Genomic DNA, 12,572 nt, shown 5'->3' on the forward strand with positions numbered 1-12,572 from the left:
GGCACCACATCCAACGTCATTTTTTGTGCATTTGTATTTGTTCACAGATCCATTGCGGCACCGCATTGAGCGCGCGCACATCGAGCGCGCCGCCGAGTTCAACCGCCACTCTCGGCATGCCCCACACCACACTGCTCTTTTCATCTTGCGCCACCGTCGGAGCCCCTTGTTGGCGCATTCGCAACATGCCTCGCGCGCCATCTTGTCCCATGCCGGTCAGAATCACGCCGATGGCGCGATCGCCCACCACTTCTGCCACCGAATCAAACATCACATCCACGGACGGTTTGTGACGATTGACCGGGCCGCGGTCATCCAATTCGGCATAAAACTGCGCGCCGCGTTTGACCACCACCATGTGGCGATCGCCCGGCGCCAAATACGCGTGTCCTGCCAACAGTAACGTGTGGCCGCTGGTGACTTCCTGTACGCTGATGGCGCTGTGATCATCCAAGCGTTTGGCAAATGATGGCGTAAACATGGCACTGATGTGTTGCGTGATCACAATCGGTGGCAACGTGGCGGGCAGCGCCGACAGCACACTTTTCACCGCTTCCGTCCCCCCGGTTGAAGCGCCAATCGCGAGCAGTTGGATACGCGTCTCCCCCGCCGTGAACGGCAACGGAGGCGCCGAAACCGCTTTGGTGGCAGTGGCGACATTTGCGCCCGCCGCCATTTTGATTTTCTCGTTGACCAACGTTTTGTAATTGACCATGTCGGCGGTGTTGTCGACCGACGGCTTGGGGAAATAGTCAACAGCGCCAAGCTCCAAGGCGGCTAATGTGGCGTCTGCACCATGCTGCGCCAAGGTGGAAATCATCACCACCGGCATCGGACGCAGACGCATCAAATTGCGCAGAAATTGCACCCCATTCATCTTGGGCATTTCAATATCCAACGTCAGCACATCCGGGTTGTGGCGTTTGATCAGTTCACGCGCTTGATAGGGATCTTCAGCGCCCGCGACCACGTCAAGATCCGGATCCGAATCAATCAATTGCATCAGCAGCGCGCGAAACACTGGCGAATCATCCACGACCAACACTTTGATCTTTTTGCTCATTCAAACAGCTCCACTGGGGTCAACTCGGCATGTGTGGCTTGATCGAGTTGATGCGAATAACGCGCTTCATGACGTCGAATGGCCGTCACCTCAGCGCATGGAATACGCTTAATCCACACCTTGCCGCTTTTGGGATCAAACAGGACACGTCGCGGCTCAGACCCACCCAAATCCTGTGCTTGTACGTTGAGGTGCTCGCGTTTGACATAATCGAGCACAAACTCCACGTTCTTAATCCCAATCAACGATTGAAAGCCCATCAATTGGGCACCACCAAACAACTTCACTTTCAAGCCACGCCGATCAGCCCCCATATTAATCAGTTGGTTGATCAGCAGCTCCATCGCATAACAGCCATAGCGCGAAGCCGTCGAGAGAATCTCGTTGGGCTTCCAATGATGCAGTTGAGCGCTGGTATCAAACGGCAGCAAAAAATGATTCATGCCACCCACGCCCACTTTTTCATCCCAGATACACGCCGACACACACGAGCCCAGCCCAGTACAAATGATCTCTTCTTGCGCTGTGGCATAAACACCGCCCGGCAGCACTTTGACCCACGGCATGTTGGGTTTTAAATTGGGAAAACGATCGTATTTCACGTTCTCCATTTTGATTGTCGTGGTGGCTGGGCTATCCATCGTACTGCTCTACATCTTGACGTAAATCGTCTGGCCTAAATGGTGGAACATCGAACTGCAACGCCCCAAGCTTTCAGAATGACCCAGAAACAACACGCCGCCAGGTTTGAGTCGATCGTGAAACCGCGTGATCAACAGCTCTTGTGTCGGTTTGTCGAAGTAGATCATCACATTCCGGCACAAGATCAGATCGAATTCATCGCGCATCGGCCAGTGATCGACCAAATTTAACTGATGAAACTGCACAAATTGTTGTAACTTGCGCGCCACTTTGATCTTGCCAGCTTGGTCCCCTTTCCCGCGCCGAAAACAGGGCTTGAGGTACGGCTTCGGAATGCTCGCCAACGCGTCTTGCGAATAGATGCCGCGACGCGCGTGATCCAGCACTTGCGTATCGAGGTCGGTCGCCCAGATGTTGACGGATTCCGCAAAATCGAACGTCCCCGACATCAGCAAAGACGCCGCCACGCTATACGGCTCTTCGCCCGTCGAGCAGCCCGCCGACCAAATGTTGATGTTGTGATTGCCCAAGCTGCGCCACCCCTCCACCACCACTTTTTCGAGGAATTCAAAATGATGATATTCGCGAAAAAATTGGGTCTTATTGGTGGTCAGCGTATTAATAAAGTGAATGCATTCCTGCTCATCGTGTTCAATCAACGCACGATATTCCGCAAAGCGGTTCAAGCCTCGGCGGCGCATCTGACGGCTAATACGCCCGTAAACCATGGCTCGCTTGCGGTCAGACAGATAAATGCCAACCCGTTTGTGCATAAACCACTGGATGAACTTGAAATCTTTGTCCGTCAGTTCAAATTCTTGTTCATTCAAAGCCAACATCGCTGAGTCCCTTGTTAAAACTCTTCCCACTCATCACCATCGTCGTTCAAATCGAGCCTGGCATTCGCCACTTTGCCCGGTGAACGCAGGTCGCTAACATTGCTGCGTTTCGATTGCTTGGGCACTTCGGGTGCGGTCGACTTGCGTGTTTCAAACGTGGTGATGTTGCTGTCGGTGGTAAAGAAGTTCATCAGATTCAACAGCTCTTTGCCTTCGTCTTTCAGTGACTGGCTGGCCGCAGAAATCTCTTCCACCAACGACGCGTTCTGTTGCGTCATCTCATCCATTGCCGTCACTGCACGGTTGATCTCATCAATCCCGGTCGATTGTTCGATGCTGGACGACGCGATTTGGCCGATCAAATGCGACACTTTGCTGACCGCTTCTACGATCTCATTCAAGGTGGATCCCGATTCGTTCACCAAGCGCGATCCTTCGTCCACTTTCTCCACGCTGTCTTTGATCAAGCCTTTGATCTCTTTTGCTGCTGCCGCACTGCGCTGTGCAAGGTTACGAACTTCGCCCGCGACCACGGCAAAACCACGGCCTTGTTCACCAGCGCGCGCCGCTTCAACCGCAGCATTCAGCGCCAACAAATTGGTTTGGAACGCGATTTCGTCAATCACGCCAATGATGTCCGCAATTTTCTTGCTGGCAGTGTTGATTTCACCCATGGCGTTAATCGCCTGCCCAACCACTTCGCCGCCTCGCGTCGCTTTTTTCGCGGCATCGGTGGACACGCCGTTGGCGTCTTTTGCGTTGTCGGCATTCTGGCGCACTGTCGCGGTCATCTGTTCCATGCTGGCCGCCGTTTGCTCCAGATTGGAGGCTTGCGCTTCAACACGTTGGCTCAAGTCGTTGTTGCCTTCGGCAATTTCAGTCGATGCCGTTGCCACCCGCGCCGAGGATTTGGTGATCTTGTCGACCATGGCACGTATGTTGGTGATGGAGGTATTTACCGCTTCCGCCAACCGGCCAAATTCACCCTGATGCTCGTGCGGCATCTGGTTGTTGAGGTTACCCTCGGCGACCTGACTCATGACATCAATGCACTGCCCCAGCGGCTCCACCAAGGTATCCAATAGGTTGTTAATGCCATCACCGAGTTCGCGCATAAAGCCGTTGTAAACTGAGGTATCAATGCGTTCGTGCAGCTCGCCATCAATCGCTTTTTGAATCAGGCTTTCCACCTGACGCTGACCATCACGCTGTTCGGTGATATCCACCCATTGCAGCGCTGGGCCAATATAGTTGCCTTTGCCATCACGCATCGCGATGCAAGTGAGGTTAAATTCTAATGAGCCCACTTTGATGTTCGAACTGAACGGCAGCCGATCCGGATTGCTGATGATGCTGCGCTGATGGGACGGATTTTTGTGGAAGGTGTCGATGCTGCGTCCAACCAGTTTGCTGACCTCAAAACCCGGAAACGCCTGCGCCAATTCGCTTTCTCGACTACGCAACAATGCCGCCAGCGACGGGTTGAGGTACTGAATGATGCCCTCTTGGTCGGCCATCATCAGGTTGGTGGTCATGCCCTCTACGGCCGACGCCAAACGACCGATTTCGGTCTCTTTGGCCCGCTCTTCGGTGACATCGCGCCACTCTAGCGTATTGCCAATGTAGGCGCCGCTGATGTCGAAAATCGCCGCGACGTTGAGCTCGATTTTCAACGGGCCAATCGTAATGTCGGTGCTGTAAGGTAAGTTATTGGGATCGCTGAGTAATTTACGCTGATGTGCTGGATTACGGTGAAACTCATCGATGCAGCGTCCCATCAACCATTCCGACGACGCAGTAAAGCCCGACCATACCGTGCGCAGCGTCATTTCATGCTTGCGAAACAGCGTCAGTGTCTCTGTGTTGATATAAGTGATGTTGAAATTGCGGTCGATCATCACCATCGCCGTCTGCGCCTGATCAATCGCCGCCCGCAGACGCGCCACTTCATTTTCCTGCTGACGCAGCGCAGTCACGTCTTGCCATTCCAGCGTGTTGCCGATGTAAATGCCGTTTTGGTCGATAATCGCCCCGACGTTGAGTTCAATCTTGACTCCTTTGATATCGATGGTCGTCACGTACGGCAAGTTGGCGGGCGTGGAGAGCATCTGGCGTTGATGCGCTGGATTACCGTGAAAATTATCGATGCAGTAACCCATCAAAAATTCTTCATCGGCACGAAAATTGGGCCACACCGATTTGAACAAACTTTCATGTTGCTGAAGCAAATTCATCGACTGCTTATTGAGATAGGTAATTTTAAAATCCCGGTCGATCATCATCAGTGCGGTCTGCGCCGCATTGAGCGCGGAGAGAAGCTGCTGATTGGAAATTCCCTTCTCGGCCTCGTTTTCAAACTCATCAAGCAATGAGTCGGCCGCAGGTGCGACATAGTGCTGTTCTTTTTGGGGTTTGCGATTCCAAAATGCCATGAGTGTTCCCTCACATGATTGCTTCTTCAATGGTGTGGTGATTGAGTTCTGCCACGTCAAACAGCGACTCAATATCAATCAAAATCAAATGACCGCTTTTGACGGCGGCAATGCCTTTAATAAACTGTTGTTTTGCTGCGCTCGATAAATGTGGGGCTGGTTTGATCTGCTCCGGATGCAGTTCGTACACTTCCGCGACCCCATCCACAATCAGCCCCAGCGGGCGTTTCTGACTGTCGTTGAGTACCACCACCACGGTGGTGGCCGTGATCTGTGCGGGCGACAGATGAAAACGCATGCGTAAATCGACAATCGGGACGTATTCCCCGCGAATATCCAGCACGCCGATCATGTAGTCAGGCGAATTGGGTACCGAGCGCACGTCATTCCAGCCGCGGACTTCGCGCACATCGAGAATCGACACGCCGTACTCATCCTCGTCCAAGACAAAACTGAGAAACTCTTGCGCCGCCATCACGCCTCCTCGCCCAGAATTCGGGCAATATCCAGCAGTGAATCGGTATCGAGCAGCGACATCACTTCCTCGCCAACGTTCAGTAATCCTTGGAGATACGGCGCCACGGACGTCTCACCAATGGCGGGAAATAAGTCGTTATCGCCTTGACCAATCACATCGCTGACCGCATCGACCACCAACCCCATCAGCCGTGCGTGATCGCCCACATCACTGCGCAGCACCAGCACCACCGTCGTCGGTAAATAGTCATTGGTGCCTAAGCCAAAACGCAGGCGCAAATCCATGATCGGCACAATCATGCCGCGCAGATTGATCACGCCTTTCACAAAATGGGGGGAACGGGGAATCGGCGTGGGATGCTCCCACACGCGGATCTCTTCCACGTCGCGAATCGCGACACCATAGAGTTCATTGGCTAAGCGAAAGCTGAGAAAATCGGCGCCACGTGACGAATCATCGTGGCTGGCCATCAGTGCAGCATGCACCATCGATTCATGTTGAAGTGGGTGTGCGTGTTCGATATCCATTCGTCGCTCTCCTTCACAACTAGGCGGCCATGCCTTTTTGGCCACCGAGACTGCGGCGTTTCATATACGTGGTGATCAATCCCTGAATGTCCAAAATCAGCGACACAGAGCCATCGCCCAAAATGGTGGCGCCAGAAATACCGGCCACCTTGGCGTAATTCGATTCGAGACTTTTGATCACCACTTGTTGTTGATCGAGCAGTTCATCGACCAGCAGCCCAACCCGATTGCCCGCGGCTTCAACAAAGCAAAGTAGCCGTCTGCCGAGCGCGCCACTGCTGCCCATTTCCAGTTCATCTTGCAAACGTAAAATGGGGATGTTCTCGTCCCGCAGGCGATATAACTCAACGCCGCCGGACGCTAACTTGACGCATGATGGATTGATTTGAATCGATTCTACGATGGTCAGCAGAGGAATGATGTAGACCTCGCTGCCGACACGCACCAGTTGGCCATCGAGAATGGCGAGCGTGAGCGGCAAACTAATGGTGAAGTGGCTGCCCTTACCAAGGCTTGATTCCACTTCAATGTGACCACCCAGCTCTTCAATGTTGCGTTTCACCACGTCCATGCCGACGCCACGACCGGAAATGTCAGACACTTGATCGGCGGTCGAAAAACCGGGCGCGAAAATTAGGTTGAGCACTTGTTTATCTGAAATTTCATCCCGGCGGGAGTCGGCCGGTAACACCCCTTTTTCAACCGCTTTGCGCCACACGCGATCGCAGTCAATGCCCGCGCCATCGTCTTTCACTTCAATGATAATGGAGCCGCCCTGATGATACGCATCGAGTTCGATCAGCCCAATTTCCGGTTTGCCCGCATCCAAACGTTGCTGCGGGCGCTCAATCCCATGGTCAATGCCATTGCGCACCAAATGCACCAATGGGTCGACAATGCGTTCGAGCACGGTTTTATCCAGTTCGGTATTCTCACCTTGGATCTGCAAATCGACTTTCTTTTCCAGACGACCGCACAAATCGCGCACCAAGCGAGGAAAGCGGCTAAACGCAAAGCTCATCGGCAACATGCGAATGTTGAGCACGTTTTCTTGCAGGTCTTTGCTGTTTTGCAATAGCTGCGCGAGCCCCGCTTGCAGTTTTTCCAGTTTATCCATCGAGAAGTCGTTGCCGATTTCAGTCAGCATCGATTGGGTGATGACCAACTCCCCAACAAGGTTAATCAGGCTGTCGACCTTATCGATATCGACCCGAATCGACGTCACGCTCGACTCCGATTTCGCCGCTTTCACGGGCGCTTTCTCTTTGCTTTCCTGACTTTGCGTTTCGGGGCGTTTTGTTTCACTCGGGGAAGTATCGTGGCATCGCCCATCGTCCATACTGGCTTTGGGCAGATTGGCGTCATGTGAAGGCGCAGCATGGCCGGTTTGAATGGGCGCTGCTGTCTCTGATGCCGAATGGTCAGTTATATCGCTCGCCTTCGCGCTCACGGCTGGCGCCAACGATGCGCTCCCTTCATCTGCACCAAGAGATGAGTCAACGGGCGTTCGCGTCAGAAGCAAATCACACTCATCTTCCACCCATTCGAAGATTTCACGAATGGCCGCCTCTTCCACCGCCCCATCGAGACGTGCTCGCCACGCGAGGTAGCAAAGCTCGGCTTCCATTTCGAGCAACTCCGGCAGTGCAGAGGCATCGGCTTCAATCTCACATTGCGGGTCAAGCTCATGCAGCTCGCGCAAAATGCGCAGCGGATCGTTACCGCTAAAAAACAGTTCTTGATGAGGCACAAAGCTCACCATCCAAGGGCCTAAGGCCTCATCGCACGCCTCATCCGAAGTTTGGTCACTCACCGGTTGCGCCGCCGCGTCAGGGGCAGCAACGGCCTGAAGTAACGCAGCAAGCTGATGACTTACCGAGGCTTTCAAGTCAACATCGACATCCGATCCGGTTTCGTGTCCTTCCAACATATCTCGAATCACGTCGCAGCTTTTCAGCAGCACATCCACGCTTTGCGCTGACAATTGTGTTTCCTGATTGCGAACTTTGTCGAGATACGCTTCGACCGAATGAGTGAACTCACTGATATCAAGCAAATTGAAGGTCGCGGCCCCGCCCTTGATGGAGTGAGCGGCGCGAAAAATGGTGTTAATGGTTTCGTGATCTCCCTCTTGTGGGTCAAGATGGAGTAGCACATTTTCCAGCACTTCAAGATTTTCACGACATTCTTCGTAAAACATCTTACGCAGCTGTTCCATGTCTAAAGCCATATTCAGTCCTGCCAATTGACGTTATCGAGTTTCAACACTTCCAAGTCGAAGCAAAAATTACAGCACGCGTTTTAGAGTTTTTAGTAACGTGTCCGGGTTAAACGGTTTGACGAGCCAGCCGGTCGCGCCCGCCAGTTTGCCTTCTTGTTTTTTCTCCATGCTGGTTTCCGTGGTCAGCATGAGGATGGGAATAAATTTGTATTGTGGGTTACCGCGAATCGCTTTGACCAATTCAAAGCCGCCCATGTTGGGCATGTTGACATCGGAAATCACCACATCGAATTTGGTGCTCTGCGCTTTGGTCAGGGCTTCGCGACCATCATTGGCAGTTTCGACGTCATACCCTGCATCCTTAAGGGTGTGGCTAACCATCTGACGAATAGAAATGGAGTCATCTACAGCGAGAATTTTTGTCATTACGTCTTCCTTGTTGCATCTTGAGATTCCATAAACCAGCGCTCTAGGCCCAGCACATCGATGCCTTCCTGTAACGCTTCAGAGATGTTTTCTAAACGGATGTCGCACTCTGCCAAACGTGCAGACTCAACAAACGAGACCAGAAGCTGCATGCCCGCTGCATCCACACGTGACACATGCGTGGCATCAATGACCAAAGGGGTGGCTTGTTGCAGCCATTCTTGATATTGGACTTTGCAATCAACCACATTGCTGATGTCCAGACTCTCATTTAAGGTGAACACAAGCCGAATTCCTTGTCATTGTGCGCTAATGAAGGTTCCTTTTTTTCTTTTGTGAGTGTAGAAAGGAATGCTTAATTAGCAAATTACATAATAGGGATTCATTTTGCTGGTCAATACAACTTTTGAGTTAGACGAGAAGATAAGGCACTTAATCTAAAGGATTTTTTTTGGCGGTGACCAAAAAGGAAAAGCCCTACGAAAGTGAAGTAATACATAGGACTTTTTTGACATGGAAGCGCGGAGGGAAGCATTTACACTGTAAATCAGACCCGCTCAAACCGATCTCATTGCGACGTTTTACACTGTAAATTTGTCAGTAACTTAGCGAGTGATTCACGAATTCTGGCTTCGATTTGTTTTCGGCCCGAACCATCAAATGCATTGGCACATTCTTGCCAAGTGTGTCGTTGCAAGACTTTGGCAATCAATACATCCGACACCGCTAACCATTGTTCTGCGCTTAAACTCAGTAAAAGTTGTTCAATCCACGCGGCAACGCTTTCATAGTTTGCGCCGCCATTGGCGTAGTGCTGCAATAACGTCAGCGGGATGGTCGTTGTGACTGGCGTTTTGGCGTGACTCATTAACTGACGCACCAATGCAGGCGTTAACGTTCGTAACGTCTCACTGAGTTCATAGCTCAAATGAATCGGGAATTGTGCCGTCGCCTCTTCCACCCAAGGTTGTGAATGGTGTTGAATCATCAACAGGGAGTGGCAGCCACTGGCTTGGTCGCGCTGCGAGCCGATTTTGACGGCGCAAAATTGATTATGCTGCCAAAAGCGAACCAGTTCAGAGGTGGCGCCAAAGCTGGTGGCGTAGTAATCGGCAGGATGACTCGCCACAAAGTGCGATAACAGCGATGAACCAACACCGCGCTGCTGTAGCTGAGGATGGATGGCAATGCGCATGATCCGCAAACACGTTTGCTGGGCGGCGACGACCATGCCCAGTTGATTGGCTAACGTCACCGGCGCAAGATGACCTTTAGGGCGACGTTGTCCGCGCTGAATCTGTTCAATCAGTGTGTCATCCAATCCCCCTTCCCGCACCGCCAATATGCAGCCAATTACGCGCTCGTCGGCGCGCGCAACGAACACGCACATCGCATCGTCTCCCAGAAGGTGCAGCACATCATTGGGCGATGTTTGATAATGCGCGTTCACCAGCAAGGCAAAGATGTCAGCCAGCAAAGCGGGTTGCTCAAGTAACTCAGCTTGGGGGATGGCTTGATAACGTAGTGACGTCAGGTTGAGATCGCGGGGCAACAATGCAACATCAGAATCAAGTAAGAACGCGCGCCGATGCCATGCTTCCAGCGAATCATCAGGGCTCCAGCGTATCGGATGGTCAAGGTGCAACGTGCGCATCTGCGGTCGCTGCTGTTGCAACCACTGTTGGAACTTCAACGTGAATCCTCGCCCACACCCTTCATAGCCGTGGATGGTGGTCGAGAACACCGCGCGGTGATAACGCTCAACAAAAGTCATCAACATGGGTAACGGCAGCGCTGCTGCTTCATCAACCAATAACACTTCACATTCTGGCTGATGCAAGATAATCTCATCCGGCGCCATAAAACGCAGTTGCGATGCCTGATAATGCAGCGCACCTTTGGATGCCTGCGCCAACGGAAGACATCGCGCGGCGTGCTGAAATAGCGGCGCAACGTTGGCCAGTGTAGGAGCCGTCACGATGATGTTCAGCGATCGGGACTGCATCAATTGCGCTGCAGCGATCCCTAACGCACTGCTTTTACCTCGCCCGCGATCAGCCGTCAGCACCAGCGGTCGTTTACGGTGCCCTTCCACCACACGGACAACCTGGGCAATCGCCTCGGCTTGCTGAGCAAAGGCATCTTCAGGCGCAGCCACGTCGACCTTCGGCAAAGACGGCAGCGTGGTTGGAGTGACTTGCAGTAATTCTGCAAACGCAGCGGCCAGCCATTGCTGAGCTGGATTTTCGTTCACCACTTGGTCGCCAATCAGCAGCAAGAGACCACCGCCGGTCAAGGTTCCCAACGCAGCGCTAAAGCTGTTGGCATCAAATCCCTCGCTGACATCGCAAATCAGCCATTGGCATTCACGCCCCAAGAGATACTGGCCTTTATTGAATGCCACTGGCGTCACACCCACACGAGCCATGCCGCCCAATTGAAACACTGTGCTATCGCTTGCGAGCTGCTGCATCAATGCATCCACAACGGCGTGTTGCCATTCCAGTGTTCCTTGTAGACGCACACCGAAACGGCCATTGCACGTAACGGCTAAATGCTGAAGCTGATCAAAAAATTGCAAAATAGTTGCGGTTGGATTTGCCATAAAAAACCGTGAGTTGTTGCCATTGCACCATGGTAGCACAGGCGTGCACCTGCGCCATATTCCGTCCTGATTAGCCTGCACGCGGTTGCACCAAATTCGTCATTTGAAGGCTAAAATCTTTTTCCATAACGACAAATTATATTTGCTTTATTGCGCTTCTCATTTCACTAATGATGCATGCGAAATCCAGCGTGGTGCTGGCCTTTAGGAATCAAAATACAATGAAAAATTTCATCAAAGGATTGGTACTCGCTGCAGTGGTCGCTTCTAGCCAAGTGAATGCAGAGACAAAAACGCTGAATGTCTACGCTTGGGGAGGTTACCTGCCCGAAGCATCACTGAAGAAATTTGAGCAGCAAGAAGGCGTCACCATTAACTATTCAACCTTTGAGAACAATGAGTCAATGTACACCAAACTCAAACTTCTGAAAGGCGGCGGTTATGACGTGGTGTTTGCATCAGCTTACTTTATCGAAAAGATGGGCCGTGAAGGCCTGTTGGCTGAACTCGACCACGCACAAATCCCCAACATGAAAGATACGATGCCTTCCCTACTCGGCCAGGCGCACGATCCACAAAACAAATATTCGCTGCCGTATATCTGGGGCGTTACTGGTCTGAGCTACAACGAAGCCATGATTCCGGAAGGCATTACCCAGTGGAAAGATTTGTGGAACAGCAAATACGCACAGCAAGTGATGTTGATTGACGACATTCGCGATGTGTTTGGTATGGCACTGAAACTCAACGGCTACAGCATCAACACCAAGAACGAGAAAGAAATTGAGCAAGCGTATCAGTCGCTGGCTGCACTGAAAGATAACGTGCTGCTCTACAACTCAGACGCACCGCACGTGCCGTATGTGTCCGGCGAAGCGTCACTGGGCATGCAATGGAATGGCAACGCGTATCAGGGCCAACAAGAAATGCCAGAGCTGAAATTCGTGATGCCGGCGGAAGGCGCGGTGTTATGGATGGATAACTTCACGATTCCATCGGGTAGCGAACACAAAGCGTTGGCGCACAAGTTCATTAACTTTATGTACCAACCTGAAAACCAAGCGGAGATCGTGAACAGCCTTGGCTACGCCTCAGCGACCAAAAGTGGTCGCGCGTTACTGCCTGAAGCGTTGCGCAATAACGCCACCATCTTCCCTGCAGAAGAGGACATGGCGAAGGGTGAATTCATCAATGATGTGGGCCCCCAAGCCCTGGCTATTTATGAGAAATACTGGCAGCGCCTAAGAAACCAATAATTGCGATAAGCAGTAAAAAACCACCGGCATAACAGGTGGTTTAGGAATAGAAAATACAAAGCCCGCGAATGCGGGCTTTGTAT

At 52.2% G+C, this 12,572-nt stretch carries 11 protein-coding genes; 1 reads left to right on the forward strand and 10 read right to left on the reverse strand.

What is annotated here, in order from left to right; genetic code table 11:
- Nucleotides 1-16 precede the first annotated feature (16 nt).
- From ACS18Q_RS22130 to ACS18Q_RS22175, 10 genes are all read right to left on the reverse strand, one after another.
- On the reverse strand, nt 17-1,063 hold the full coding sequence (locus ACS18Q_RS22130; protein WP_441257899.1) for a protein-glutamate methylesterase/protein-glutamine glutaminase: 1,047 nt from the start codon (nt 1,061-1,063) through the stop codon (nt 17-19).
- Nucleotides 1,060-1,704: a chemotaxis protein CheD gene (locus ACS18Q_RS22135; RefSeq protein WP_441257900.1), complete on the reverse strand. Its 645-nt coding sequence runs from the start codon at nt 1,702-1,704 to the stop codon at nt 1,060-1,062. The genes ACS18Q_RS22130 and ACS18Q_RS22135 overlap by 4 nt, the downstream gene beginning before the upstream one ends.
- A gap of 9 nt (nt 1,705-1,713) precedes the next feature.
- Complete coding sequence (locus ACS18Q_RS22140) at nt 1,714-2,544, reverse strand: CheR family methyltransferase (RefSeq protein WP_014257866.1); 831 nt, start codon at nt 2,542-2,544, stop codon at nt 1,714-1,716.
- Between the two features lie 14 nt (nt 2,545-2,558).
- Nucleotides 2,559-4,976, reverse strand: a complete 2,418-nt coding sequence (gene aer2 / locus ACS18Q_RS22145) for an aerotaxis transducer Aer2 (protein WP_441257901.1) — start codon at nt 4,974-4,976, stop codon at nt 2,559-2,561.
- A gap of 10 nt (nt 4,977-4,986) precedes the next feature.
- Nucleotides 4,987-5,451, reverse strand: coding sequence for a chemotaxis protein CheW (locus ACS18Q_RS22150; protein WP_055465421.1), 465 nt, complete (start codon nt 5,449-5,451; stop codon nt 4,987-4,989).
- Nucleotides 5,451-5,942, reverse strand: a complete 492-nt coding sequence (locus ACS18Q_RS22155) for a chemotaxis protein CheW (protein WP_082469462.1) — start codon at nt 5,940-5,942, stop codon at nt 5,451-5,453. The genes ACS18Q_RS22150 and ACS18Q_RS22155 overlap by 1 nt, the downstream gene beginning before the upstream one ends.
- 58 nt (nt 5,943-6,000) lie before the next feature.
- Nucleotides 6,001-8,211, reverse strand: coding sequence for a chemotaxis protein CheA (locus ACS18Q_RS22160; protein WP_158141601.1), 2,211 nt, complete (start codon nt 8,209-8,211; stop codon nt 6,001-6,003).
- A 57-nt stretch (nt 8,212-8,268) separates the two neighbouring features.
- Entirely contained in the window at nt 8,269-8,628 is a 360-nt protein-coding gene (locus tag ACS18Q_RS22165; RefSeq protein WP_004727389.1) for a response regulator, read from the reverse strand.
- Nucleotides 8,628-8,912, reverse strand: a complete 285-nt coding sequence (locus tag ACS18Q_RS22170) for an STAS domain-containing protein (RefSeq protein WP_441257902.1) — start codon at nt 8,910-8,912, stop codon at nt 8,628-8,630. Before ACS18Q_RS22170 ends, ACS18Q_RS22165 begins: the two co-directional genes overlap by 1 nt.
- 284 nt (nt 8,913-9,196) lie before the next feature.
- Nucleotides 9,197-11,233 (reverse strand): GNAT family N-acetyltransferase, encoded by a 2,037-nt coding sequence (locus ACS18Q_RS22175; protein ID WP_441257903.1) that lies wholly within the window; start codon nt 11,231-11,233, stop codon nt 9,197-9,199.
- Between the two features lie 221 nt (nt 11,234-11,454).
- On the opposite strand from ACS18Q_RS22175, the gene ACS18Q_RS22180 reads away from it, so the two are divergent.
- Nucleotides 11,455-12,489, forward strand: a complete 1,035-nt coding sequence (locus ACS18Q_RS22180) for an ABC transporter substrate-binding protein (RefSeq protein WP_004727386.1) — start codon at nt 11,455-11,457, stop codon at nt 12,487-12,489.
- Nucleotides 12,490-12,572: the final 83 nt, after the last annotated feature.

The sequence above is a fragment of the Vibrio sp. Vf1514 genome (assembly GCF_052076135.1).
In the GTDB taxonomy this organism is placed as follows: Bacteria; Pseudomonadota; Gammaproteobacteria; order Enterobacterales; family Vibrionaceae; genus Vibrio; species Vibrio furnissii.